Genomic DNA, 24,426 nt, shown 5'->3' on the forward strand with positions numbered 1-24,426 from the left:
CCGGCGCGGTGCTGCATCGAATGGAGTCAGTTGTGGATCAGTTGAACGAGTACCTGGAGGATTTCCACGCCAACGCGGTCGTGACAGGGCACTTCACGTTGCGCGCGCCCTGGTCGTTCGACAAGGATGCGGTGCAGGGCGTCCCATTTCGTATCTGCAGGGGCGCGCCGTATTACCTGTCTCTTGAGGGACAGTCCCCGGTACTCGTTCAACCCGGCGACGTCGTTTTGCTGCCGCACGGCGACTGGCATCGCATGAGTTCCGATCCCGATCACCCGCCGATCTCCTTCAATTCGATTCTGGCGGAAAAAGGCCTCGTGCCCAAATACGACACGCCGCTCGAATTCGAAGCGGGCGGCGGCGGCGCGGCGTGCGAGCTGCACACGGCCATCGTGGGGTTTCCGAATGCAAAGCGTCATCCGTTGTTCGGCATCCTGCCGGCGCTCATCCACATTCGCGCCGACGATCCGGCGGTTTCACCGTGGCTGAAGTCGACGCTGCAAACCTTCATCGAAGAATCCATGTCATGCCAGCCGGGATGGACCATCGCCGCAGCGAGGCTTTCCGATGTGCTGTTCGTGCAGATGATCCGCGCCCACGTATTCCAGCATTCGCAGACCACCGCCAGTTGGCTCAGAGGACTCTTCGATCCGCAGATCGGCAAGACGATTCTGGCGATCCGTCGCGATCCGGGTTCGGCATGGAACCTGTCCACGCTCGCCGAGACCGCCGGCATGTCGCGTTCGAGATTCGCTGCGCGATTTACCGAGCTGGTGGAAATGGCGCCCATGGCCTATGTCACCGATGTCCGGATGCATTTCGCCGCCCATGAGTTGACCGCCCGGCCCACGCGCATTTCGACAATCGCTTCGCGTGTCGGTTACGAATCGGAGAAGTCCTTCACGCGCGCCTTCAAGCGATGGTGCGGCCTCTCGCCGGGGGCGTACGCGTCGCACCACAGCGATCCGCGCGACGGCATACGGCCTTGACGCGGCGTCTCTTTCGCGTGGACGGAATCAGCTTGCTGGCGCCTTGCGATCGGTGAGGAACGCAGCCCGGAGGTTTTTTGCGGCTCCGGCCTGTCGCCGCGAGTGACCGTCGAGGCCGCCGTCCACCGCCCATTCCGCAAACGTGGTCGGCCCCGGCTCGAATTCGCGCGGCTGCCACTCCGGCGTCAGGTAGTCCTCGTCGGCGTAATACTCGATCAGGGCGCCGCAGGGATTCTGGAAGTACCAGAAATAAGCCGATGAAATAGGGTGGCGGCCCGGCCCCAATTGCGTGTTCCAGCCGCAACGGCTGATGTGCAATCCGCCGCCGAATACCTCGTGAATATCGCGGACGGTGAACGCGACATGATTGAGTCCGCGCTTGCCGCCCGGCAGGGAAAGCAGGAAGAGATCATGGTGACCGCCGTGTGGCGAACAGCGCATGAATGTGCCACGCTCCGGGTAGCGGTCCGATATTTCGAAACCCAGCAGTTCGCGGTAAAACGCCTCGGTCCCGGCTAGCGCATCGGTGAAGAACACGACGTGCCCCACCTCGACCGGTTCCGCGCGTTGATAAACCGGGCCCGGCGTATCGATCCGCGCAGGGGGATATCCCCACGGATTGGCCGGCGAGCCTTGCTGATCGATGGTGCGTTTGCGGGTAACCTCGATACGTATCGCCAGCCCGTTGGGATCGATACAGCCCACTGCATCGTCGTGCTCGAAGTGTCCGGCTCTACCGGCGAAGCGGCCACGCAACGCGTCGAGTTCCGCGCGTGTCGCGACGCCCCACGTGACTTCGCGAAGGGTCGGCCCGTCTTCGAACGCCGGCGGCAACGACGGATCGTCGTGCGCGACGGCGTGGACGCGACAACCGTTCAGCGTTTCGAAGTATGCGGACCGCTCCGTGCAATCCACTTCGCGCAGCCCCCAGTCGGCGAGAAAGCGCCGGCAGGATGCAAGGTCGGTTACGCCATAGGTAATCTGTTCGATGCCAAGTATCGTCATACTGTTCCGTGCGGCCGAAGCCCGCTAGAGATCGAGAACCAATGTGCCGCTTTTCGCGGCGGACACGCAAATCATCATCGTTTTGCCGGAGGCCTTTTCAGCGGCGCTCAGGACCGAATCGCGATGTTCCGGGCACCCCCCAAGTACGCGCGTTTCGCACGCCCCGCAGATTCCCTCCGCGCAGCTGTATTCGACTTCGATACCCGCTTCGAGCAGCGTTTCGAGAAGGGTCTTGCCGGCGGGCACGTCGAGCGTCTTGCCGCTCTTTGCCAGCTCCACCGTGTAGCCATTCTTCGGCGCTTGCACCGCTGCCTGATCCGCCGCGAAGCGCTCGACATGGACATGCTCGATTCCGCTCGCATGACACGCTGCTTCGAACGCGTTCAACATCACAACCGGGCCGCAACAGTAGGCGTGAATCGTCCTGGGTTGCTGTTTGAAATATCCTGCCAGGTCGAACGGCTGGCCGCCGTTTTCATCATCGAAATGGAGATGAATGTCTCCGCCCAGCATGGCGAGTTCATCCAGAAACGCGGCCTGCGCGCGGCTGCGCGAGCAGTACACGAGCCGCACGGCCTTACCCGCTTCGCGCAAGCGACGATACATGCAGAGAATCGGCGTAATGCCGATCCCGCCCGCGATCAGCACGGTCGACTCGGCGCTGTCGTCGAGTGCGAAGTGGTTGCGGGGTACGCCAACCGGCAGCGTGATGCCGCAGCGGAAATTTTCGTGCACGTAGCGCGAGCCGCCGCGGCTTTGCCGGTCGGAGAGAATTCCCAGCACATAACGGTCGACCTCGTCGCATGAATTGAGCAGCGAATAACTGCGCGTCAATCCATTGGGGAGATGCAGATCGACATGGGCGCCCGGATCGAACCTCGGAAAATGTGTGCCCTGTGCCGGTATCAATTCGACGCTGAGTACGCCCTCCGCTTCATAACGCAAGGTGCGTATGCGGGCCTGCAGGAGTTCATTGCTGCTCATATTCGTTCCGCGCCGCCTTTTGCTCGGCGGCGCGGCCAAAATTCAGGTCATTGTGGCGGGCGGATCTGCCGCAGATCGAAATCGAGCCGCGCACTCGCCTCGATCTCGACAGTCAGCTCGGGAAAGACAAGGCCGGACACGGCCACGAGCGTCGACGTCGGATAGGCGCCCAGTCCGGCAAAGAAAACGCGACGGGCACGGGTTATCTGGTCCTTGTCGGCGATATCCGTCACGTAGACCGTGAGCCGCGCGATGTTCGCGATCGAGCCGCCTTCGGCCTCGACGAGCGACTTGATCTTGTTCAGCACGATCAGCGCCTGCTCGTAGGTGGAGATCGGTTGATTCGCGGTTACTGTCGCCGGATGCGCGGTCATGCCGGAGAGCACCAGTTCGCTGCCGATGCGAATGCCGTTGGTCCATGTCGCGTGGTCGAGGTCCGGCACGCCGGCCGCGACGATACGGCTCGCGTTGAGTCTGACGTCGCTCATTGGGCCGCCGCCTCTTCGAGTTGGGCCTTGGCAAGACTTTTCAAATGGCGCCGCAGTTTGACAACACCCATATCGTGTTGATACAGGTGTTCGCGCTGGTTCGCGTCCGCCTCCATGAATTCGAGCATGTCGCGGTCCTGTTCGAGCACGGCCCAGTGGCGCGCTTCCAGACGGTTCTTGTAGAGGAAGCGCCACGTGTCGCGTTGCCATCCATCGACCTTGCGGCAGCGCCAGTGGAATACGGCGGCCTGGTTCGCCGAGATCGGCGTGAAGCTGCCGACGATGATGAAATTGCCGCCCGGGCCGCCTGTTTTCGGATAGGGGATCTCAAGACGCAGCCAGTGGACGCCGGTGTCGGCCCATTCGGTCCAGTCGAAATTGACGTCGCGCTGGCCTTCTTTCTCGAACACAAAACCGGTTTCGGTGTCGCGAATGCGGAAGCTCGCACTCTGGTCCCCCAGCGCCATCGAATGAGACTGCTTGTGCAGATACGTGCCGTGCATCGGGTCCATCACGTTGTCGAGCACGTAGCGGTAACTGCCGTTCCATTCGGTGTAGCAGAGGAAAGAAGAGAATTCGCCGGACGTGAGTTGTTCCGGCAAGCGCAGCGGTGGCGGTTCGTCGATGTTCCCCTGCGCGTTATAGAGCCACACGGCGCCGTTCGACTCTCTGACATGAAACGACTGCACCGCGCGCGAGCCTTCCAGCTTGCAGCCCGGACTGCCCGGTACGCTTGTCACCACGCCATCCGCGCGAATCTGAACGCCGTGATAGCCGCATGCGATGCGATCGCCCAGCACGATCCCTTTCGAGAGCGGGGCGCCTCGATGCGGGCAGTGATCTTCCAGCGCATGCACCGCGCCGTCGGCGTCGCGCCACAGCACGAGCTTCTTGCCGAGCCGTCGCAGCGATATGGGCTCCTTGCCGATGAAATCCGACGGGCAGAGGGGGAACCACAGATTCTTCAGGCCGTTTTCGAGCACGGCCTCAACGGTGTCTTCAGGGGCATTCATGTCGATCGCCTGTTCCTTTGAAATCGATTGTCGCGGCGCGTCTAGTCCGCTGCCAGCCGCTTCATCTCGGCGGCAAAGCTTGCCTCGGTCCACCGGACTCCCACTTGCGGGCCGGGTCCCGCGTCGTTCAGATAACCCACCAGCGATGCGAGATCGTGCAATCCGTTCGCGTAGGCGCGCTCGATCGAATCGCCGAGCAGGTTCTCGTATTGCGACGGCTCACGCATGCGAGCCTGATGCGGTTCAAGATAACGCTCCATCATTGGCCTCCCTGGCGTACCCGTTCGCGAATGCGCTCGCGCACGGGCAAAAAGTCGTAGGTGGAATAACATTCGGTGCGGAAGACGCCCCATGCGGAACGTTCGAGTTCAAGATTGACGACCGGCAGCAATGCAGGCGGCAATTCCAGCGTGACGATCTGGCCGAAACCCATTGCGACGGTCCATGACATCACCTTGACGCCTTCGGGCGGGAAGCGTTCCCACCAGTCGGCCGCCTTCAGGCGAGACTGAAACGCGTCGAGATTGTTCGACTGGTCGTGCTTGAGGAACACCGTCAGAAGCATCGTTTCAGCCGGCGCGTTCTGCGGGCCGGGATTTTTTGTTTCGCTCATATCAATGGACCAAAGCCGGTTGGTAAGAAAACTTTGACGGCCGCGCAGCGTCGCTACGCTCGTGCCGGCGAACGGGCGCGAGGCCGAAAGCTCAGCCACAGCGAAAGATCGCTGGCGGCCTTGCATACCTGCTCGATCAGACCGCTCTCCGAATCGCTCGAACCGGTCTCCGCCTGGGGCATCGTCACCGCGACAGCCGCAGCAATACGCCCTGATTCATCAAGCACGGGTGCGGCGATGACCGAAATCCCGTCCTCGAACGACGACCTGCTCACTGCATGGCGGCGCTGCGCGATTTTCCGCACAACCTCATATAAGGCTTCGACAGACCGCGGCGTACGGGGGGTGTACTGTTTCAACTCGCCCTCGGGAAACAGCGCGGCCAGTTCGCGCAACGTCATGTCTCCCATGAGCACCTGGCCGTGCACCGTTGCGTGCGCCGGCAGGCGCGTCCCCACATTGATTTTCACGAGCGAGAAGAGGGGGGCGCGGCTCTGTGCCTTTGCAACGAATACGACGTCGCGGCCTTCGCGAATCACGACGTGACTCGTCAGGCGGGTTGCGTCGCGCAGCTTGTCGAGCACGGGTTGGGTGAAATCCGTCAAATCGAGCGGGCTCAGCGATTCGAAACCCAGACGCAGGACAGCCACGCCAAGCCGGTATCCGCGCGCGTTGCCGGACCGTTCGAGGACGCCGAACGATTCGAGCGTCTGCAGCAAATGAAACACCGTCGTACGGGGCATGCCTAGACGCCGTGCCAGTTCCGAGCCGCTGAGCAAGGTCTCGCGCGAGGAGAACTCGCCGAGAATGCGCAGGCCGCGTTCGAGGCTGCGCACGAGTGGGGGCTGGCCGGTGCGGACCGCGCGCCGGATCGTGCCGCTGTAGTCAGTCATGATGATCGGCTCAATGGCTGACCCGCTCAGACAGTACGCATGCTGGCGCGGGGCAGATAGTGCAGCGCGCGCTTCTCAAGCCAGACGACTGCCGCGTAGGCGAGAATCCCGATGATCGTCAGCGCGACGATGGACACGAACACCATGGCGGTATTGCCTTGCCCCTCGCCGTAGACGAGCAGAAAGCCGAGCCCCTTGTCGCCGCCCACCAGTTCCCCGACCGTGACGCCGATGATGGCGAGCGTCGAGGCGATGCGCAGGCCCGCGAACAGCGCCTGCATCGCGGACGGAAACTCGACCAGCCGAAACACCTGCCAGCGATTTCCGCACATGGCGCGCACCAGGTTGACCATGTCGGGGTCGACCGCCCGAACCGCGCCCAGCACGTTGATCATGACCGGGAAGAACACGATCAGCACCGCGACGACGATCTTCGGATAAACGGTGTAGCCCATCCACATCACGAACAGCGGTGCAAATGCGACCTTGGGCGCGATCTGCAGCGCGAGTATGTACGGCGACAGCACCGTTTCGGTGGTCGGCGAAAGACCCAGCGCCACGCCAATCGTCACGCCGAGCGCCGAGCCCATCACGAATCCGGCAACGACTTCGAGCGCCGTGACGCCGGCATGCATCATCAGGTTCTCGCTGTTCAGCATGCGAATGGCTTCGTTGAAGGTCGACGAAAGTCTCGGCAGCACGAATTCAGGTATGCCGAGCGCCGCCGGCCCCCATTGCCAGCCGATCAGGAACAGGACGAGCAGCATCAGGCTGCCGGTCATCATCTTCAGTTTGAGAGTCGTGCGCATCATCTGGCTGGGTCCGGTATCTGGGTGAATGCTGAAAACGCTGGTCGTCTGAATCAGCCGAGGTGATCTTCTCTGCCGACTTTCAATAGATCCATCAACCTGGCGATGTAGCCGTTCATGGCCGAGAGCTTGCGGCGCTCAAGCGGGTTATCGCGCATCGGCAGATCGATCAGGATTTCCTCGATGATGGTGCCGGGTCGTTCGCTCATGACGAATACGCGATCGGACAATGCGACGGCCTCGGCGAGATCGTGCGTAATCAGCAACGCGGTTTTCGCTTCGGTGGCGAGCATCTGGGCGAGATCCTGTTGCAACACCATCTTGGTTTGCGCGTCGAGCGCCGAGAACGGTTCGTCCATGAGCAGGACGTCAGGCTCGACGGCGAGTGTGCGCGCCAATGCCGCGCGCTGACGCATGCCGCCTGACAGTTGATGCGGATAGTGCGATTCGAAGCCCTTGAGATGGCAACGTTCCAGCAAGATCGCCGACTTCGCGCGACGCTCGCCGCGCGGCACGCCGCGAATCTGGATGCCAAGCTCGACGTTTTCAGCAATGGTGCGCCATGGCATCAGCAGATCCTTCTGCAGCATGAACGCCACGTCGTGCGAAGGTCCGGTAACGCGCCGACCGCCGACGAAAACCTCTCCTTCGGTCGGCATGTAAAGGCCCGCGCCCATGTTCAGCAGCGTGCTCTTGCCGCAGCCGCTCGGGCCGATCAGCGAGGCCACCTCGCCCTTGCGAATCGCAACGGAGACATCCTGGACGGCGGTCATTTGCGCGTTGCCATGTCTTGCCGGAAAACGTCGGGTGACATGGCGAAATTCGACCGCGCACTCGACAGACCTGGCCGCTGAAGCCAGTGGCGCAAGGGCGGAGGCGTGGTCCTCGATTTTATTGAACCAAAGCATTGCATTGCCTCACGTCAGTTTGTTGCATATAGGGACCGCAGCTTTTCCCAGGGTTAATCGGCAGATCGATCAGCGGTGGTGCGATGGAGGGGATTCTTTGTGGCCAATAAATGACGGCCAATGGCCGAGCTTCCCGAATAGGTTGCCGATCGTCCTGGCTTTACAGGTAGCGACGGGACAATCGGAGCCAAAAGCTTGCGTCCGCTGAAATCGAAACCTGACGTTCGCGGCTTTTTACTGCCGGATGCCCCGTCGCTATCAGGAGATGCACGTCAAGTCAAACAGCGGCTTGAGGGCGGAGCGAGCGACTGTTCAGGGTCGTGACCGGGCCGCTCTTCATCCATCGTGGTTCGGTCAAAAAGGACGCCGTCCCTGCTTATTGGGGACGGTGAGGCAGCTGCGGGAGCGGCCCTCATGGGTCGCGGGCATGTGTCGGCCGAAGCCAGGCGGGCGTCGTCCTCGGGCGTTTTGTAACCGGCAGTAATGAATAAACGGATGAGGCTGGAATAAAGCCCGGATCACGTTCGTTTGAACGAGGCTGTCAGAAGTCCTTTCCGCGCTGGCGGGCTGTCCGGATGCGAATCCGCAGTCTGCGATCGGCGGAGGGAAGCCGGACGGCAGCAGGGGAGTCCTTCGCGAGACCACCGCGGGGCAGGCGGCCAACACGCCAGTTCACGTCCATTCGTGTGCTCACAAATAGTAATGATTGCTATTCCGAGAATGGATGCCTGGATGGCGCGCGCTTGCCGCAACGCGGATCCGACGACGGACAGTCCGGCAGCACACTCATCAACCGGAGAATCAGAAGTGAAAAGAATCGATGTCCAAAGGCTTCGGAAGCGCACGAGCAGGGGATTGACCGGCTCGCTGCTCGCCGTGGCGCTGGCGCACACGGCGCTCGCTCAGGAGACCCAGCCGGCGCCGTCCGGAGGCGCCGCGAAGCCCGCTGCGGCGGACGCGCCGACGCTGCCGCCCGTGCAGGTGCGCGGGACGGTCTCCGGGCCGGCCGCGCAGGCCGACAACGTCAACGATCCGGACCAGGTCGTCGGCGTGAGCAAGACCGGAACCGCACTGAAGGACCTGCCGGCCAGCGTGCAGGTGATTCCGCGCGCGCTGCTGAACGAGCAGGGCGCGATGATGCTCCGCGACGGCGTCGCCAACGCGAGCGGCGTGAACGTCGGCGGTCAGGACACCAAGGGCTACTACGATCACTTCCTGATTCGCGGGCTGAACGCGCAGGTCTACAACGACGGTTTCTCCGATGGCGATCTGCTCGGCGGCATCTCGCATTCGCTGAACGGCGTCGAGCACATCGAGGTGCTCGAAGGGCCGGGGTCGGCGCTGTTCGGCAGCGGACCGCCCGGCGGCACGATCAACATCGTGCACTACACGCCGTCGTCCGAGTTCCATGCCGGCGCGAGCCTCCAGTCGGGCTCGTTCGGCACGGTCGGCGGCAGCGGTTACGTGACCGGGCCGACCGGCATCGCGGGCCTGAACTATCGCGTCGACGCGACCGCGTCGCGCTCGGACGGCTTTCGCGGCCTGTCGAGCCGCGACGCGGAAATCCGGCCGGAACTCGAATGGACGACCGCGAACCACAAGATCGACTTTTCGATCGACGCGCGCAACATTCACGAGACCCCGGATTCATATGGCCTGATCTACTTCCACGGGTCGCCGATAACGAACGTGCCGATCGACTCGAAGTATTCGACGCCGTTCGCGTTCGCGCGCGGCAACTACGTGCGCCCGACGGTCGCCGACGAATGGAAGGTCAGCGACATCCTGACCATCAACAACCGGTTCTCGTATCTGCATCGCAGCCTCGACGTGCTGGGCAACGGCGACAGCACGAGCACGAAGGTGAGCGGCAACGAGGTCGTCGGCAGACAGCTTCGGCAGCAGGACGATTCGGACAACAGCTTCGACTATCAACTGGAGCCCGTGTGGCGGTTCGGGACCGGCAGCGTCCGGCACACGCTGCTGACCGGCTTCGAGTATCAGCACCAGACGATCGACACCGAACGCACGACCGCCGATCTGCCGAACATTCCCGACGCGTTTAATCCGGTTCCGCCGGAGACGTCGCTGGCGGGCCTGACGTTCCTGTGCGACGCGAAGCATTCGTGCGACAACGATCACCTCGTCGCGAACTACTACAGCGTGTACGCGACCGACCAGATCGACGTGACGGACAAGCTGAAGCTGCGCGCGGGCGTGCGCAAGGACTGGTGGGACACGTCGCTGACGCCGGGCATCTCCGTGCCGGGCCGGTTCGACACCCAGGGGCAGCCGCTCGTCGCCGGCGTGACCGACTCGCGCAACGACGCGCCGGTGAGCTGGAACGTCGGCGTGCTGTACAAGGCGCTGCCGTGGCTGTCGCCGTATTTCGGCGTGTCGAAGAGCCATCTGGCGAACTTCAACTCCGAGAACACGCAGAACGGCATCGGCGCGCCCGAGTCCGCGCTGCAATACGAAGTGGGCGTCAAGTTCGCGTTCCTCGACGACCGGTACGTGCTGAACACGGCGCTGTTCGACGTGTCGCGCGACAACGTCGCCGCGCTGACGACGATCGGCGGCGTCGAGAGCGTCGTGTTCGACAGCCAGCGGACGAAGGGTGCGGAAGCGTCGCTCGATGCGAGCCTCACGCCGCAGTGGCACGTGATCGCGAACTTCACCGCGCAGGACGCGAAGATCACCGACAACCCGCAAGGCATCACGTCGGTCGGCAATCATCCGCAGGGCGCGCCGGCGTACATCGCGAACCTGTGGACCACGTACGCGTTCTCGATCGCCGGGATGCCGGGCTTTCACGTCGGCGCGGGGGTCAACTACGTCAGCCGCAGCTATAGCGACATCACGAACGTGAACTCGATTCCGTCGTATGTGATCGCCAACGCCGCGTTCGGCTATGAAGCGCGTCGCTGGGGCGTGGATCTGAACGTCCACAACATCACGGACCGGCGTTACTTCGTCGCCGCGAACGCGGCGGGCGCGTACGTCGGGGAATCGCTGAGCGCGTTCGTCAACCTGCACGCGAATTTCTAGCGCGCAGAAAAAAGGGCCTTCGTCTGCCGATTCAGGTCGGCGACGAAAGCCCGGCAGGCTGAACAACGGCTCGCGGATAGCGCGAGCCGTTGTTCCGTTGCGCGTTAAACCAGCACGTGTCCGCCGTCGACGACGACGACCTGTCCCGTGCTGAAGCCCTGCTGCATCAGGTACAGATACGTCTGCGCGACGTCGGCCGCTTCGCCGACGCGCCGCACCGGCATTTTCTCCGCGATGTATTCGTACAGGCCCGCGCGGTCCGCGTCGGTCATGTTGTCCCACAGCGCGGTGCGCAGCACGCCGGGCGCGACCGCGTTGACGCGCAGCGGCGCCAGCTCGACGGCGAGCGCGCGCGTGAGCGATTCGATCGCGCCGAGAATGCTGGACGGCACCGTCCACGCGGGCAGCGGACGCGACGACGCGACCCCGCTCGTCAGCGTGATCGAGCCGCCCGCGCGAAGCAGCGGCGCAGCGTGTTTGACGGCACGCAGCGCGCCCCAGTAGCGCACGTCGAACGCGCGCTGCGCGTCTGCGATGCTGAGGTCCGCGAGGGTTTGCAGCAGCAGCGATTCGCCGGCGGTGTAGACGAAATGATCGAACGCGCCGACGCGCGCGAAAAACGCGCTGACCTGCGCGTCGTCGGTGAAATCGATCGACTCGCCGCGCGTGCCTTCGGGCAGGCGCGCGAGGGCGGCCGCGACGCGTTCCGGATTGCTCGATGCGATGACGACCTCGGCGCCGGCGCGGGCCGCGGCGTCCGCGACGGCGAAGCCGATGCCGGATGTGCCGCCGGCGACGACGACGCGGCTTTGCCGAAGCGTGATGGGGGTAAGCTGACTGTTTTCCATGCTGATGTTTTCGTAAGGGAGCGGTTCGTGCGGCGTAGCTGACTACGCGTTGCCTGATCGTCGATCGATGGCTTGCCGCGGGTGCGCGTGAGTGTACGTGATTTGCGTTGATCGAGTGGGACGCGCAGCGCCGCCGGCCGCGCTCGTGGCACCATAACGGCTGGCGCGCATTTTGGCGCGAATTTTTCCCGCTGCACACTTCGATCGATACGCATGACATTCACGCTTTCCGACACGCTGCCCGAGTCCAAACCCGCGCTTTATGAAACGCTCGTTGCCCAGGCGCGCGCGCTGATCGAGCACGAAACCGATACGGTCGCGAACGCGGCCAACTTCTCGTCGCTCGTGTTCAATTCGCTCGACGGCCTGAACTGGGCCGGCTTTTATTTCTTCGACGGCGCCGAACTGGTGGTCGGCCCGTTCCAGGGCAAACCGGCGTGCGTGCGGATCGCGCTTGGCAAGGGCGTCTGCGGCACGGCCGCGCTGTCGCGGCAGACCCAGGTCGTCGCGGACGTGCATGCGTTCCCGGGCCACATCGCATGCGATTCGGCATCGCAATCGGAAATCGTCGTGCCGCTCGTCGCCGCCGACGGCGCGCTGATCGGCGTATGGGACGTCGACAGCCCGCGCCTCGCGCGTTTCGACGAAGCGGACGCGGCCGGCATGGAAGCGTTGTGCCGCACGTTCGTCGAATTCGGCTGGCGCGGGATCGCCCGCTGACGCCGGCTTAGGCCGTCGCGGAAGCCATCGGCTGCTTCCACGGTTTCATCTTCGTCTCCCCCTGATAACCGGCTTCGTTTCGCTCCGTGCGAAGCCGTGTTCCGCTGCAACCCTCCGCGCCGTTTCGACGAATACGCATCAGAGCGACGTCCGAACGGCCAGACCGGCAACGTGCGACGCTGTCGTCGCGAGACCGGGCGCGGAATAACCGCCGCCCTCCGGTGTTCTCCCTCTGACAACCGTTGTCCGCAGCGCCGATCGACGGCGCGCGGACGCCCTGGAGCGACGCCCGTATGCCCCTGTTCCTGATTGCCTGGCTTGGCGGCGTGCTGACCATCGTCAGCCCTTGCATCCTGCCTGTTCTGCCGTTCGTGTTCGCCCGCACGGAGCGGCCGTTCGTGCGCAGCGGCTTGCCGCTGCTCATCGGCATGGCCATCGCGTTCAGCGCGGTCGGCGCGCTGGCCGCCGTCGGCGGCGGCTGGGCCGTCGCGGCGAACCAGTACGGGCGCATCGCGGCGCTCGTGCTGCTCGCCGTGTTCGGCGTCGCGCTGCTGTTTCCTTCGCTCGCGGATTATCTGTCGCGCCCGGTTGTCGCGCTCGGCGCGCGGCTGTCCGCGTCGGCCGACGATCCGCAGCGCGCGGGCGGCGGTTTCGGCGCGTCGCTGCTGCTCGGCGTCGCGACCGGCATGTTGTGGGCGCCGTGCGCCGGCCCGATTCTCGGCCTGATCCTCACCGGCGCCGCGCTGCAAGGCGCGAGCGTGCATACGTCGCTGCTGCTGCTCGCGTATGCGGCCGGCGCGGCGACGTCGCTCGCGCTGGCGCTCATCGCCGGCCAACGCGTGTTCGCCGCGATGAAGCGTTCGCTCGGCGTCGGCGAATGGATCCGGCGCGGGCTCGGCATCGCGGTGCTCGCGGGCGTCGCGGCGATCGCGCTCCATGCCGATACCGGCGTGCTCGCGCGGCTGTCGCTCGCCGGCACGAACCAGCTCGAACAGGGACTGCTCGACCGTCTGCGGCCCGCGTCGGATCACATGGCGTCCGCGTCGATGCAAGGCTCCGCGTCGATGCAGGCGAGCGCGTCGATGCGCGCCGCGCAGCACGCGCCGTCCGCCGCGCTGCCGGTCGAAGGCGAACTGCCGTCGCTCGACGGCGCGGTGCAATGGCTGAACTCGCCGCCGCTGACGGCCGCCGCGCTGCGCGGCAAGGTCGTGCTTGTCGATTTCTGGACCTATTCGTGCATCAACTGCCTGCGGGCGCTGCCGTACGTGAAGGCGTGGGCCGACAAGTACCGCGCGAACGGACTCGTCGTGATCGGCGTGCATGCGCCCGAGTTCGCGTTCGAGAAGGACATCGGCAACGTGCGGCGCGCGGTGGCCGACCTGAAGATCGACTATCCGGTTGCGATCGACAATCGCTACGCGATCTGGCGCGCGTTCGACAACCAGTATTGGCCCGCGCACTATTTCGTCGATGCCAATGGGAAGATCCGCCATCACCATTTCGGCGAAGGCGATTACCGGGAATCCGAACAAACCATCCGGCAACTGCTGACCGAGGCCGGCGCGCGCGATCTGCCCGCGGGTTTCGTCACGGACACCGGCACTGGCGCCGAAGCGCCGCCCGCGATGAACGACATGCAGTCGCCGGAGACCTATCTCGGCTACGAGCGCGCGCACGGCTTCGCGTCGCCGGGCGAGCCGGTCGCGGACCGGCCGCACGACTACGCGGCCGGTCCGCTCGACCTGAACCAGTGGGCGCTGGCCGGCACGTGGACGCTCGGCGCGGAGCATGCCGATCTCGACCGCGCCGGCGGCGGCATCGTCTATCGCTTCCATGCGCGCGACCTGCACCTCGTGCTCGGCCCGGCGGGCGACGGCAAGCCGGTCCGCTTTCGCGTGACCGTCGACGGCAAGCCGCCCGGCGCGGACCACGGCGCGGACGTCGATGCGAACGGCTACGGCACGGTGACCGGTCAGCGCCTGTATCAGTTGATCCGCCAGCAGGGAGCCGTCGCGGACCGCACGTTCGAGATCCGCTTCCTGGATCCCGGCGTGCACGCTTATTCGTTCACGTTCGGCTAGGCGAATGCGCCGGCCGTGTTTTGTCCTGTCTCGTCACGTCATGGAGCAACCGCCATGCAAGAAGCCTCCCGCTTTTCCCGCACGTCCCGTACGTCGCGTCGCCGTTTCGGCTGGCGCTGGCCGCTGCTCGCGGCCGTGACCCTGTTTGCGGCCGCGGCCGCCCTCGTGCAGCCGCCGGTGCTCGCCGGCGAAGCGCGCGTCGTGCCGCCGCCGACGCTCGATGAAAAGGATGCCTCGACCGGCGCGCCGCCGTTCGAGACGGCCGTGCTCGCGGGCGGCTGCTTCTGGGGCGTGCAGGGCGTGTTTCAGCACGTCAGGGGCGTGACGTCCGCCGTGTCCGGTTATACGGGCGGCGATCGCGCGTCCGCGCAGTACGAGACGGTCAGCACGGGGACGACCGGTCACGCGGAATCGGTGCGGATCACGTTCGATCCGCGCCAGATCAGCTACGGGCAAATCCTGCAGATCTATTTTTCCGTCGCGCACGATCCGACCGAACTGAACCGCCAGGGGCCGGACGTCGGCACGCAGTATCGTTCGACGATCTTTCCGACGACGCCCGCACAGGCCCGCATCGCGCGCGCGTACCTCGCGCAGTTGCGCGACGGGCACGCGTTCTCCGCGTCGCCGGTTACGACGGTCGAAGCGGATCGCACGTTCTATCCGGCCGAGACGTATCACCAGAACTACCTGACGCTGCATCCGGATGCGTCGTATATCGCGATCAACGACATGCCGAAGCTCGCGGACCTGAAGCGGCTTTTCCCGGCGCGGTATCGCGAGCAGCCGGTGCTGGTCGATACGTCGGTCAGGGCGTCGGCAAGCTGAGTTTTCGTATGCGTTTGCGACGGGCGGGCATCGCACGATGACCGCCCCAACACCCGTTAGAGAGCGAGCGCGAGCCGCGCGGAACGGCTGCGCGAACAGCAGATCATGATCGTCGGGCGCGCGCACTCCGTCGCGATGCAGCGGCTGCGCTTCGAACGCGGCGGTGATCCGCGCGTCGTCGGTGAAGTCGAGACGCCGGATGATCCGGATGCGTTCGGTTAGATGCGCATACGTGTGCACCATTTCGCGGTTGCTGGCGAGCGCGTCGATGATCGCTCTCTGCACCTGGCCGCGCTTGAGTCCCTGCAACTCCTCCAGTTGCGCGAGCGCACGCGCGTAGTCCTTGTTCCAGCGTTGCAGCAGCGTCGCGAACAACTTGCCCCGCCGCCGTCAGGCGCAGGCCACCGGACACGCGCCTCTACGTGTGCGGGCCGGCCGGCTTCATGGCGCACCTGCGCGAAGCCGCGCTTGCGCGAGGCTGATCACAAACGCACGTGCATACGGAAGCGTTTGCGTCGGCCGGCGCAGGCGGCGATGGCGACGCATTCATCATGCGGCTCGCCTCGACAGGTCAGTCGTTCGCGATTCCGGCCGACCGCTCGATCGCCCACGTGCTGCTCGACGCGGGCATCGACGTGCCGCTGTCGTGCGAGCAGGGGATGTGCGACGCGTGCCTGACCGGCGTGCTGGACGGCGAGCCGGATCATCGGGACACGGTGCAATCGGACGCCGAAAAGGCGGCCAATACGCAGATCGCGCTGTGTTGTCCGAGGGCCAGGTCCGCGGCGCTGACGCTGGATCTTCGAAGGCGAAGCGTCATGCGCGGGCCGAACTGGATGACCCGCGCATCGCGGCGTAATATACGCGAGGATATTTCGCCCGCCACGCCCGCCGCCCATCGAGGAGACTCCGACCATGGACATCGCACAGACCGCCCGCCGCGCCGTCGAAGAGATCGACCTTCCCGGCACGCTGCGGCTCACGGGCTGCGTGCTGCGTCCGCAGGCGATTTCGCTCGACGCGCTGCGGTGTTTTCCGGCCGTCACGTGTGCGCCGTTCGATCTGCGCTGCTACACCACCCAGCGTTTCATCCGCACGGTCGAACCGTACCGGGGCGTGCTGCTCACCGATTTACTTCAGCACGCCGGCCTGCGCTGCGACGCGCCCGGCGACTTCAAGCGCATGATCTTTCTGGCGGTCGGCCACGATGGTTATGCGGTCACCTTTTCGTGGCACGAACTGTTCAACACGCCGGTCGGGCAGCAGGCGGTCGTCGCCTACGAATGCGGTGGCAACGCGCTGGACGAGGACGACGGCGCGCCGGTGCTGTTCTCGGGCGCCGATCTCGTGCCGGCGCCGCGCCACCTGAAGCGGCTCGCGCGCATCGAGACGCGCGTGCTCGCGCCGTAAGCCGCGCTATCGGCATCGGGCGACGCAACCGAACCGCGACCGCCCGCCCGATCCCCCACGCCTAGAACGAGAACGTCGAAGTCAGCATCACGAGCCTCGGCTCGCCCACCGCGATGATGAGGTTGCTGTTGCTCGACGGGTAGTAGGTCTTGTCGAACAGGTTCTTCACGTTGAACTGGATCTTCGTCGGGATCCTGCCGATCTTCGTTTCGTACGCGGCGAACGCATCGACCACCACATATCCCGGCAGCGTGAAGCTGTTCGCGGTGTCGCCCGGCCGGTTGCCCACCAGACGCGCGCCGCCGCCGAAGCGCCAGCGCCCCGACACGTACGGCAGCGTCGTGTCGTAGACCGCGAACAGGCTGCCCGAATGGCGCGGCGCGTTGACCATCGGCGTGTTGTCCTGCTCGTCGACCGCGTTCGTGTACGCATAGCTGCCGATCAGGCTCAGATGGCGGGTCACGCGGCCCGCCACGTCGAGTTCGACGCCGCGCGAACGCGCGCTGCCGATCGTCGACGTGACGTCGCCGATGGTCACCGCGACGTTGCGCTTGTCGATCTGATAGACCGCGAGCGTGCCGGTGATGCCCGGCTTCAGGTCGAACTTGAGGCCCGCTTCGTACACGCGGCCGCGTTCGGGCGCGAGCGGCTCGACCGCGTCGCCGGACACGTTCGGCACGAACGAGCGGCTGTAGTTCGTGTACACCGACAGCGACGGCGCGATCCGGTAGACCAGCCCGAACTGCGGCAGCCACGTATTGCCGTGCGAATCGTCGTTGACGGTGAACGGCCGGCCGACGCCGGACATCTGGTGCCAGTCCTCCCAGCGCACGCCGGCCGACGCGATCAGGCGGTCGGTCAGATGGACCGTGTCCTGCGCGATCAGCGAATAGGTGTGGACTTTCGACAGGTTGTCGCTCTGCGTGGCGCTCGGTTTGCCGCCCGGCGCGAGCAGTCCGTACACGGGATCGAACAGGTCGAAGCCACCCGTCGCGGCGCCGCGCACCGTGTCGCCGCGGAAGCTGCGCTGCCGTTCGTATTCGCCGCCGAAATACAGGTCGTGGCGCATGCCGGCGATGCCGAGGTTGCCGAGCAGGCCGACCGTCGCGACCTGGTCCGAGTCGTTGCGGCCGAGGTTCGCGTCCGACGAGCGGCGCATCAGGCCGGTCGTGTCGTCGAACGAGATCCCGCGGGTCAGGTACTGGTCGTAGCGGTCGCGGCTCCAGCCGTACGTGCCGCGCACGCTCCACTGGTCCGAGAAGCGGTGCTCGACGCGCGCGCGGAACGTTTCCTGGATGCCGCTGCTCTGCGACCACGGCTCCTCGTAGCGCGTGTAGCGCAGCGCGTCGTCGGGGCGGCCGTTCACGAGCACCGTGCCGCGGTCGAACGGCGTCGTGTAATCCACGTACTGGTAGCTGACGTCGATCGACGTGTTCGCGTCGTGCCACGCCAGCGACGGCGCGATCAGCGCGTCGCGCTGGCGGCCGAAGCTGCGCCAGTACTGGCTCGTGTTGTCCTCGCCGATCAGCCGGAACGCGAGCGTGCCGCCCGCCACCTGGCCGACGCCGCCGAGCGGCCCGGTCAGGTCGAAGCTGCCGCCGTTGCCGCCGTGGCTCGTGTGGGTCGCCGACACCGAGCCGCTGAATTCGTCCTCGGGCTTGCGCGTCACGATGTTGATGACGCCGCCCGGCTCCTGGATGCCGTACAGCAGCGACGCCGGCCCCTTCAGCACTTCGACGCGGTCGGCCGTCACGAGGTAGTTGTGCAGGATCGGCGTGCGGATGCCGTCCACGAGGATCGAGCCGTCGTCGTTCGAGCCGAAGCCGCGTTTGATGAACGCGTCGCGCGTGCCGCCGAGCGTGTTGGTCTGCGTGACGCCGCTGACGTTGCCGAGCACGTCGTCGAGCGAGCGCGCCTGCTGGTCCTCCATCACCTGTCCGCTGACGACGGCGACGGCCTGCGGGATGTCGACGATCGGCTGCCCGGTCGGGCTCGCGACGCTGCTCGTGCGCGGCTGGTAGCCGACGGTCGGTTCGGTTTCGGCCGCGGCGGTGACCTTGACGGTCGGCAACTGCGAAGCGGTCGTTTCGGTGTTCGTATCGTTTCCGGACGACTGCGCGGCGGCCGTGTGGGCCAGCCCGGATACGCAGACCGAGAAGAGCGCGCGGGCGCCCCAGTGAAGCGGGCGGCGGCGTGCCGATGATTGGGACGACTTGACGATAGGCATGGCGGCGGAGCGGCGAGACCAGACAACGTGGCTGGATTAGGCGGAGCGGGATCGTGTGGCATCCCAGGGATTCGAATGCGGCCCGAATTATGCTGTAAACGATAATCGTTATCAATAGAAGGTTTTGTGTCAACGATCCGACAGGTGGGGGTGTCGATCCTTTCGCCGCAGCACTTCCGTCGAACCGTGCTCTACACGCGTTGATAAGGGTTTACCCCTATCATGATTAGACCCTTATCAACCGTAATTTGCTGAATATGTGCGGACATATTGGGTCATAACCGGATGGGCCGCGATACCAGCAACTCAATGTGCGGCGGGGGCCTGTCCAGTCATGTTTTCGAATTTCTCCATCCGGGCGCGGGTGGCGCTTGCGTTCGGTCTGCTGATCGTGCTGATGCTCGCGGTGGCGGGGCTCGGGCAACTCGCCGCGCGCAGCGGCAAGGCGGCGCTGAGCGACACCTACTCGATCCAGCTGGCAGCCGCCGTCGCGCTCGGCGACACGAAATACAACCTCGCGATCGGCCGGGTCGCGATCGACCGCGTGCTGCTCCATCCGGACGAAGCGGACACGCCGGCGCTGATGGACAAGGCGCGCAACTACCTCGCGACCGCGCAGCGCGCGTATGCGCGCTTCCTCGCGCTGCCGCGCAAGCCGGGCGAGGAGCCACTGGCGCAGGCCGTCTCGTCGGACCTCGACAACCTGCTGCACGGCGCGATCGAGCCGACGTTGCAGGCGCTGCACGACGGCGACGCGGCGAAGGCGAACCAGATCACGATGCAGACCATGCCGCCGCTCGCGCTCGCGCTGACCAAAAGCACCGACCGCCTGAACGCGTGGCTGATGCAGGACGGCGCGAACAGCTACGACGGCTTCCAGTCGATGCTGACGCACGTGAGCATGCTGTCCGGCGTCGCGCTGGCGGTCGCGCTCGTGCTGGCGCTCGCATGCGCGGTCGGGCTGCATCGCGCGATTTCGCGGCCGCTCGCGCAGGCGCTCGACGTGTGCGCGGCGCTGGCGCGCGGCGACCTTTCGCGGTCCGTCGAGATGCGCGGCCGCGACGAGATGAGCGTGCTGCTGCGCGGGCTGTCGGACGTCCGCAACGGTCTGCGCGAGACGGTGTCGACCGTGCGCGCGAGCAGCGAGTCGATGGCGGCGGCCACGCACCAGATCGCGGCCGGCAACGCGGACCTGTCGCGCCGCACCGAATCGCAGGCGGCGGCGCTGGAGCAGACGGCGGCGAGCGTCGAGGAACTGACGACGACCGCGCGCCACAACGACGAGAACGCGGGCAGCGCGAGCACGCTCGCAGCCGGCGCGGCCCAGGTCGCGCAGAAGGGCGGCAACGCGATGTCGCGGGTGGTCGAGACGATGGCGGGGATCAGCGAGCAGTCGAAGAAGATCGCGACGATCGTCAGCACCATCGAGGCGATCGCGTTCCAGACCAACATCCTCGCGCTGAACGCGGCGGTCGAAGCGGCGCGCGCGGGCGAGCAGGGCCGGGGTTTCGCGGTGGTCGCGACCGAGGTGCGCACGCTGGCGCAGCGTTCGGCGACGGCCGCGCGCGAGATCAAGGCGCTGATCGACGGCGCGGTCGGCAGCGTGGCGGAAGGCTCGGCGTTCGTCGATTCCGCCGGCGCGACGATGCGCGAGATCGTGCAGTCGATCGAGCGGGTCAGCGGCATCATGCACGAGGTGGCGGCCGCGTCGCGCGAGCAGGGCGACGGCATCGGCCAGGTGAACCGCGCGGTCGCGCAGATGGACGAGGCCACGCAGCAGAACGCGGCGCTCGTCGAGGAGACCACGGCGGCGGCGATGTCGCTGGAGTCGCAGGCCGCCGCGCTGCGCGAAGCCGTGATGCGCTTCAGGATCTGAGCGCCGACCCGGACGGCCGCCGCCCGTGGGCCGGCGGCGGGTTTTGTCAGGCGTCCGAGCGCCTGAGCGTCATCGACATCGAAAACCGGTCGGCCGGATGCACGCTGACCGATATCTCGAACGCGACGCCCGCCGCGTCCAGGTAGCGGCGCACGATTTCGAGCGCCGCCGTGCCGGCCTCGACATTCAGCTTCTGCGCCATGTCCGGCGACACGATCACCGCGTTCACGTTCTGCTGGATCTGCGAGATGCAGCGGCCGTAGCGCGCCTCGATCAGCGTGCTGACCAGCATCTCCGGCGTGGCGCGCGCCGCTTCCACGACTTCCGCATACGCGGGATCGACGTAGACGTCGGTCCAGCCGACCGGCGCGCCCTTCGCGCCGCCGTCGATACGCAGGCTCGAAATGCATACCCAGCGGTCGCCGGCGCGGCATTGCAGCGTTTTCGCGAGCGCGTCCGACGCTACGATTTCCCCGGTGTGCTGCACGACGCGCAGGTGGGTGGTGCCGAACTGCACGAGGTCGTCGAGCGACGCGAGCGACGGCCGGAAACTGCTGGTTGGCTGCGCGGACTCGATCCGCGTGCCGGCGTTCTTGCGGCGCGACACGAGGCCGAGCCGCTGGAGTTCGAGCAGCGCCGCGCGGACCGTGTGGCGGCTCGTCCCGTACAGGTCGCGCAGTTCCAGTTCGGTCGGCAGATACGAGCCGACCGGATAACCGCCCGACGCAATGCGCTCGGTCAGGTCGCGCGCGATGTCGGAAAAGTGGGGCTTGTTCATGGGTGCGTGAGTGTTATCCAGGGTAAATCATAACTTGTGCGTATTGTCCGGACATATTAGATTAAATATGTCCGGACATATGGCGCGTCGCGCGCGAATTGTCCCTGTGTTCATCGTTTCCGTTTTGCAGAGGTCGTCATGACGAACCCGGCCGTACCGTTCTCCAGCACCGTGGTCGATTCCATCCTGTTTCGCGATGCGTTCGGCACCGCGAAGATGCGTGCGCTATTTTCCGACCATGCGCTGATCCAGCGCTACATCGACGTCGAAGTCGCGCTCGCGAAAGCCGAGGCGCGCATCGGCGTGATTCCCGCTGACGCCGCCGACGTGATCGCGCGCGAGTCGCGCATCGAGCGCATCGACTTCGACCACATGCGCGAGGAAACCGACATCGTCGGCTACCCGATCCTGCCGCTCGTGCATCAACTGGTCGGCATGTGCGGCGACGCGGGCCGCTACGTGCACTGGGGCGCGACCACCCAGGACATCATGGACACGGCCGTCGCGCTGCAGGTGCGCGACGCGCTCGACTCGATCGACGGCGACATCCGCGAATTGCGCGGCATTCTCGCGGATCTCGCGAAGCGTCACCGCGACACCGCGATGGCGGGCCGCACGCATCTGCAGCAGGCGCTGCCGGTCACGTTCGGCTACAAGGCGGCGATCTGGCTCGCGATGTTCGACCGGCACCAGCAGCGGCTCGCGCAACTGCGCGGGCGCGTCGCGGTGGTCGAGTTCGCGGGCGCGGCCGGCACGCTCGCGTCGATCGGCGACAAGGGTTTTGCGGTGCAGCAGGCGCTCGCGGACGAACTCGGCCTCGGCGTGCCGGCGACCACGTGGCACGTGGCGCGCGACGGCTTTGCGGAAGCGGTGAACCTGCTCGCGCTCGTGACCGGCTCGCTCGGCAAGATCGCGCTCGACATCATGATCATGGCGTCCACCGAGTTCGCGGAAGTGTACGAGCCGTTCGTCAAGGGACGCGGCGCGAGCAGTACGATGCCGCAGAAGCGCAATCCGATTTCGAGCGAGCTGATGCTCGCGGCCGCGAAGGCCGTGCGCCAGCACGCGGGCCTGATGGTCGATGCGATGGTCCAGGACTTCGAGCGCGCGACGGGGCCGTGGCACGCCGAATGGATCGCGATTCCCGAGAGCTTCATCCTGACCGCCGGCGCGCTGCATCAGGCGAAGTTCGCGCTCGGCGGCCTCATCGTCGATGCCGCGCGGATGAAACACAATCTCGGTATCAGCAAGGGGCTGATCGTCGCCGAAGCGGTGATGATGCAGATGGCGCCGTTCACCGGCCGCCAGCAGGCGCACGACATCGTGTACGACGCGTGCCGCACCGTGAACGAGCAAGGCGGCACGCTCGCCGACGCACTGGCCGCGCTGCCGGCCGTCACGCAGCATTTCGACCGCGCCGCGATCGACCGGATGACCGATCCCGCGAATTATCTCGGCCTCGCGCCGCAGATGGTCGATCGCGCGATCGCGCTGTCGGGCGCGATCTGAACCGCGGAACCGGAGGAGAGACGACATGAAGGACAGCAGCACATCGGATGACCGCGCCGCGCCGTCGCGCGCCGCGCGACCGTGGTACAGGCGGCTCGGCATGCAGGTGCTGGTCGCGCTCGTCGCCGGCATCGTGCTCGGCATCGTCGCGCCGAAGTGGGCGACCCAACTGAAGGTGCTCGGCGACATCTTTCTCGCGCTGATCCGCGCGGGCGTCGCGCCGCTCGTGTTCCTGACCATCGTGCACGGCATCGCGTCCGCCGGCGACGTGCGCAGCGCGGGACGGGTCGGCTGGCGCTCGATCGTCTACTTCGAGGTCGTGTCGACGATCGCGCTCGCGCTCGGCCTGCTGGTCGCGAACCTGCTGCCGATCGGCGAGGGCATGGCGGCGGTGACCGCGAACGGCCCGGCGGTCAGCGTCGCGAAGGCGTCGCCGCAGACCTTCACCGGCTTCATCATGCACATCGTGCCGGACAACTTCATCGGCGCGTTCGCGAAGGGCGAGCTGTTGCAGGTGGTGGTGCTCGCGGTGATGGTCGGCATCGGCATTCTCGCGATTCCGGACGAGCGGCGCGCGCGCATCAACGAAGGGCTCGGCATGGTGTCCGACGTGCTGTTCGCGTTCATCAACCTCGTGATGAAGCTCGCGCCGTACGGCACGTTCGGCGCGGTCGCGTACGCGGTCGGCAGCAACGGCACCGCCGTGCTGGTCGCGCTCGCGCAGCTCGTGCTGAGCTTCTACGCGGTGATCGTGCTGTTCGTCGTCGTCGTGATGGGCGCGATTGCGAAGCTGTCCGGCTTCAGCATGTGGCGCTTCATGCGCTTCATCAAGGACGAGATCCTGATCGTGCTCGGCACCGCGTCGTCCGAAAGCGCGCTGCCGCCGCTTCTCCTCAAGCTCGAACGGTTCGGCTGCGAGCGGCAGACCGTCGGGCTCGTGCTGCCGACCGGCTACGCGTTCAACCTGGACGGCACGTCGATCTTCATGGCGATGGGCGTGCTGTTCATCGCGCACGCGTACAACGTGCCGCTCACGCTCGCGCAGCAGCTCGGCATCCTGCTCCTGATGCTGCTCACGTCGAAGGGCGCGGCGACCGTGTCCGGCGGCTCGTTCGTCGTATTCGCCGCGACCGTCACGTCGACGGGCATCCTGCCGGTCGAAGGGCTCGCGGTGATCTTCGGCGTCTACCGCTTCCTGTCGATGGCGATCGCGACCTGCAACACGATCGGCAATGCGCTCGCGACCGTCGTGGTCGCGCGCTGGTCCGGCACGTTCGACGCGCAGGCCGCGCAGCGTTACCTGTATCCGGAGCGTTATCCGGACATCGACCCGGACGATTCGCTGGCCGTGCATCCGGACGAACTGCCGGGCAACCATGCGGGCGCGTCGCGCTGACCC

21 protein-coding genes and 1 pseudogene are annotated in these 24,426 nt (G+C 65.8%); 10 read left to right on the top strand and 12 right to left on the bottom strand.

The genetic code is table 11. From position 1 onward, the window contains the following. The first annotated feature begins 32 nt into the window (after nt 1-32). On the top strand, nt 33-989 hold the full coding sequence (locus BLV92_RS23015) for an AraC family transcriptional regulator (RefSeq protein ID WP_243842513.1): 957 nt from the start codon (nt 33-35) through the stop codon (nt 987-989). 27 nt (nt 990-1,016) lie between these two features. Here BLV92_RS23015 and BLV92_RS23020 read toward each other — a convergent pair whose 3' ends face one another. The 9 genes from BLV92_RS23020 to BLV92_RS23060 are packed head-to-tail and all read right to left on the bottom strand — an operon-like array spanning nt 1,017 to nt 7,702. After that, a complete protein-coding gene (locus BLV92_RS23020; protein WP_090549346.1) occupies nt 1,017-1,994 on the bottom strand; it encodes a VOC family protein in 978 nt (325 codons plus the stop codon). Nucleotides 1,995-2,018: 24 nt separating this feature from the next. Next, a complete protein-coding gene (locus BLV92_RS23025; protein ID WP_090549349.1) occupies nt 2,019-2,978 on the bottom strand; it encodes a PDR/VanB family oxidoreductase in 960 nt (319 codons plus the stop codon). Between the two features lie 47 nt (nt 2,979-3,025). Next, entirely contained in the window at nt 3,026-3,466 is a 441-nt protein-coding gene (locus BLV92_RS23030) for a RidA family protein (protein ID WP_090549352.1), read from the bottom strand. Then, nucleotides 3,463-4,479, bottom strand: coding sequence for an aromatic ring-hydroxylating oxygenase subunit alpha (locus tag BLV92_RS23035; protein ID WP_090549355.1), 1,017 nt, complete (start codon nt 4,477-4,479; stop codon nt 3,463-3,465). Before BLV92_RS23035 ends, BLV92_RS23030 begins: the two co-directional genes overlap by 4 nt. 41 nt (nt 4,480-4,520) lie before the next feature. After that, nucleotides 4,521-4,742, bottom strand: a complete 222-nt coding sequence (locus BLV92_RS23040) for a recombinase-like helix-turn-helix domain-containing protein (RefSeq protein WP_090549357.1) — start codon at nt 4,740-4,742, stop codon at nt 4,521-4,523. Continuing rightward, the gene (locus BLV92_RS23045) at nt 4,739-5,092 is read right to left on the bottom strand and encodes a hypothetical protein (RefSeq protein WP_090549359.1); all 354 of its coding nucleotides are present in this window, start codon (nt 5,090-5,092) and stop codon (nt 4,739-4,741) included. Before BLV92_RS23045 ends, BLV92_RS23040 begins: the two co-directional genes overlap by 4 nt. A gap of 53 nt (nt 5,093-5,145) precedes the next feature. Then, nucleotides 5,146-5,985 carry an IclR family transcriptional regulator gene (locus BLV92_RS23050; protein WP_090549362.1) on the bottom strand — a complete coding sequence of 280 codons (840 nt, stop codon included), beginning with the start codon at nt 5,983-5,985 and terminating at the stop codon, nt 5,146-5,148. A gap of 26 nt (nt 5,986-6,011) precedes the next feature. Beyond that, a complete protein-coding gene (locus BLV92_RS23055) occupies nt 6,012-6,797 on the bottom strand; it encodes an ABC transporter permease (RefSeq protein WP_373681906.1) in 786 nt (261 codons plus the stop codon). Between the two features lie 50 nt (nt 6,798-6,847). Then, nucleotides 6,848-7,702, bottom strand: coding sequence for an ABC transporter ATP-binding protein (locus BLV92_RS23060; protein WP_090549366.1), 855 nt, complete (start codon nt 7,700-7,702; stop codon nt 6,848-6,850). Between the two features lie 855 nt (nt 7,703-8,557). On the opposite strand from BLV92_RS23060, the gene BLV92_RS23065 reads away from it, so the two are divergent. Beyond that, entirely contained in the window at nt 8,558-10,750 is a 2,193-nt protein-coding gene (locus BLV92_RS23065; protein ID WP_244283896.1) for a TonB-dependent receptor, read from the top strand. 104 nt (nt 10,751-10,854) lie between these two features. Here BLV92_RS23065 and BLV92_RS23070 read toward each other — a convergent pair whose 3' ends face one another. After that, on the bottom strand, nt 10,855-11,598 hold the full coding sequence (locus tag BLV92_RS23070; RefSeq protein ID WP_090549372.1) for an SDR family oxidoreductase: 744 nt from the start codon (nt 11,596-11,598) through the stop codon (nt 10,855-10,857). Between the two features lie 213 nt (nt 11,599-11,811). Between BLV92_RS23070 and BLV92_RS23075 the strand changes: the two genes are divergently transcribed. The 5 genes and pseudogenes from BLV92_RS23075 (at nt 11,812) to BLV92_RS23095 (ending at nt 16,637) form a co-directional block, all read left to right on the top strand. Continuing rightward, on the top strand, nt 11,812-12,318 hold the full coding sequence (locus BLV92_RS23075; RefSeq protein ID WP_090549375.1) for a GAF domain-containing protein: 507 nt from the start codon (nt 11,812-11,814) through the stop codon (nt 12,316-12,318). Nucleotides 12,319-12,611: 293 nt separating this feature from the next. Further along, nucleotides 12,612-14,399 (top strand): cytochrome c biogenesis protein DipZ, encoded by a 1,788-nt coding sequence (locus BLV92_RS23080; protein WP_090549378.1) that lies wholly within the window; start codon nt 12,612-12,614, stop codon nt 14,397-14,399. A 54-nt stretch (nt 14,400-14,453) separates the two neighbouring features. Further along, nucleotides 14,454-15,227: a peptide-methionine (S)-S-oxide reductase MsrA gene (gene msrA / locus BLV92_RS23085; RefSeq protein WP_090549380.1), complete on the top strand. Its 774-nt coding sequence runs from the start codon at nt 14,454-14,456 to the stop codon at nt 15,225-15,227. A gap of 551 nt (nt 15,228-15,778) precedes the next feature. Then, a pseudogene (locus BLV92_RS33130) lies at nt 15,779-15,982 on the top strand (2Fe-2S iron-sulfur cluster-binding protein); the annotation flags it as partial. 160 nt (nt 15,983-16,142) lie between these two features. Next, nucleotides 16,143-16,637 carry a molybdopterin-dependent oxidoreductase gene (locus BLV92_RS23095; RefSeq protein ID WP_090549383.1) on the top strand — a complete coding sequence of 165 codons (495 nt, stop codon included), beginning with the start codon at nt 16,143-16,145 and terminating at the stop codon, nt 16,635-16,637. A 61-nt stretch (nt 16,638-16,698) separates the two neighbouring features. On the opposite strand, the gene BLV92_RS23100 is transcribed toward BLV92_RS23095, so the two are convergent. Continuing rightward, on the bottom strand, nt 16,699-18,864 hold the full coding sequence (locus BLV92_RS23100; RefSeq protein ID WP_090549386.1) for a TonB-dependent siderophore receptor: 2,166 nt from the start codon (nt 18,862-18,864) through the stop codon (nt 16,699-16,701). A 334-nt stretch (nt 18,865-19,198) separates the two neighbouring features. Between BLV92_RS23100 and BLV92_RS23105 the strand changes: the two genes are divergently transcribed. Continuing rightward, on the top strand, nt 19,199-20,740 hold the full coding sequence (locus BLV92_RS23105) for a methyl-accepting chemotaxis protein (RefSeq protein WP_090549389.1): 1,542 nt from the start codon (nt 19,199-19,201) through the stop codon (nt 20,738-20,740). A gap of 46 nt (nt 20,741-20,786) precedes the next feature. Here the strand turns inward: BLV92_RS23105 and BLV92_RS23110 are convergent, their stop codons facing one another. Then, on the bottom strand, nt 20,787-21,518 hold the full coding sequence (locus BLV92_RS23110; protein ID WP_090549392.1) for a GntR family transcriptional regulator: 732 nt from the start codon (nt 21,516-21,518) through the stop codon (nt 20,787-20,789). A gap of 138 nt (nt 21,519-21,656) precedes the next feature. Here BLV92_RS23110 and BLV92_RS23115 point away from each other — a divergent pair, with 138 nt between their 5' ends. Together BLV92_RS23115 and BLV92_RS23120 are read left to right on the top strand one after the other, a co-directional pair. Continuing rightward, nucleotides 21,657-23,027 (top strand): class-II fumarase/aspartase family protein, encoded by a 1,371-nt coding sequence (locus tag BLV92_RS23115; protein ID WP_090549395.1) that lies wholly within the window; start codon nt 21,657-21,659, stop codon nt 23,025-23,027. Between the two features lie 25 nt (nt 23,028-23,052). Further along, nucleotides 23,053-24,423, top strand: coding sequence for a cation:dicarboxylate symporter family transporter (locus BLV92_RS23120; protein ID WP_090549398.1), 1,371 nt, complete (start codon nt 23,053-23,055; stop codon nt 24,421-24,423). The last annotated feature ends 3 nt before the right edge of the window (nt 24,424-24,426 follow it).

This window comes from Paraburkholderia caballeronis (assembly GCF_900104845.1).
GTDB classification, from domain to species: Bacteria; Pseudomonadota; Gammaproteobacteria; order Burkholderiales; family Burkholderiaceae; genus Paraburkholderia; species Paraburkholderia caballeronis.

Bases quoted from the DNA above. Each gene is read 5' to 3' on its own strand.
- BLV92_RS23110 (WP_090549392.1), bottom strand. From the start codon at position 21,518: ATGAACAAGCCCCACTTTTCCGACATCGCGCGCGACCTGACCGAGCGC.
- BLV92_RS23115 (WP_090549395.1), top strand. From the start codon at position 21,657: ATGACGAACCCGGCCGTACCGTTCTCCAGCACCGTGGTCGATTCCATC.
- BLV92_RS23070 (WP_090549372.1), bottom strand. From the start codon at position 11,598: ATGGAAAACAGTCAGCTTACCCCCATCACGCTTCGGCAAAGCCGCGTC.
- BLV92_RS23020 (WP_090549346.1), bottom strand. From the start codon at position 1,994: ATGACGATACTTGGCATCGAACAGATTACCTATGGCGTAACCGACCTT.
- BLV92_RS23035 (WP_090549355.1), bottom strand. From the start codon at position 4,479: ATGAATGCCCCTGAAGACACCGTTGAGGCCGTGCTCGAAAACGGCCTG.
- BLV92_RS23055 (WP_373681906.1), bottom strand. From the start codon at position 6,797: ATGATGCGCACGACTCTCAAACTGAAGATGATGACCGGCAGCCTGATG.
- BLV92_RS23075 (WP_090549375.1), top strand. From the start codon at position 11,812: ATGACATTCACGCTTTCCGACACGCTGCCCGAGTCCAAACCCGCGCTT.
- msrA (WP_090549380.1), top strand. From the start codon at position 14,454: ATGCAAGAAGCCTCCCGCTTTTCCCGCACGTCCCGTACGTCGCGTCGC.
- BLV92_RS23080 (WP_090549378.1), top strand. From the start codon at position 12,612: ATGCCCCTGTTCCTGATTGCCTGGCTTGGCGGCGTGCTGACCATCGTC.
- BLV92_RS23050 (WP_090549362.1), bottom strand. From the start codon at position 5,985: ATGACTGACTACAGCGGCACGATCCGGCGCGCGGTCCGCACCGGCCAG.
- BLV92_RS23095 (WP_090549383.1), top strand. From the start codon at position 16,143: ATGGACATCGCACAGACCGCCCGCCGCGCCGTCGAAGAGATCGACCTT.
- BLV92_RS23100 (WP_090549386.1), bottom strand. From the start codon at position 18,864: ATGCCTATCGTCAAGTCGTCCCAATCATCGGCACGCCGCCGCCCGCTT.
- BLV92_RS23120 (WP_090549398.1), top strand. From the start codon at position 23,053: ATGAAGGACAGCAGCACATCGGATGACCGCGCCGCGCCGTCGCGCGCC.
- BLV92_RS23105 (WP_090549389.1), top strand. From the start codon at position 19,199: ATGTTTTCGAATTTCTCCATCCGGGCGCGGGTGGCGCTTGCGTTCGGT.
- BLV92_RS23045 (WP_090549359.1), bottom strand. From the start codon at position 5,092: ATGAGCGAAACAAAAAATCCCGGCCCGCAGAACGCGCCGGCTGAAACG.
- BLV92_RS23025 (WP_090549349.1), bottom strand. From the start codon at position 2,978: ATGAGCAGCAATGAACTCCTGCAGGCCCGCATACGCACCTTGCGTTAT.
- BLV92_RS23030 (WP_090549352.1), bottom strand. From the start codon at position 3,466: ATGAGCGACGTCAGACTCAACGCGAGCCGTATCGTCGCGGCCGGCGTG.
- BLV92_RS23040 (WP_090549357.1), bottom strand. From the start codon at position 4,742: ATGATGGAGCGTTATCTTGAACCGCATCAGGCTCGCATGCGTGAGCCG.
- BLV92_RS23060 (WP_090549366.1), bottom strand. From the start codon at position 7,702: ATGCTTTGGTTCAATAAAATCGAGGACCACGCCTCCGCCCTTGCGCCA.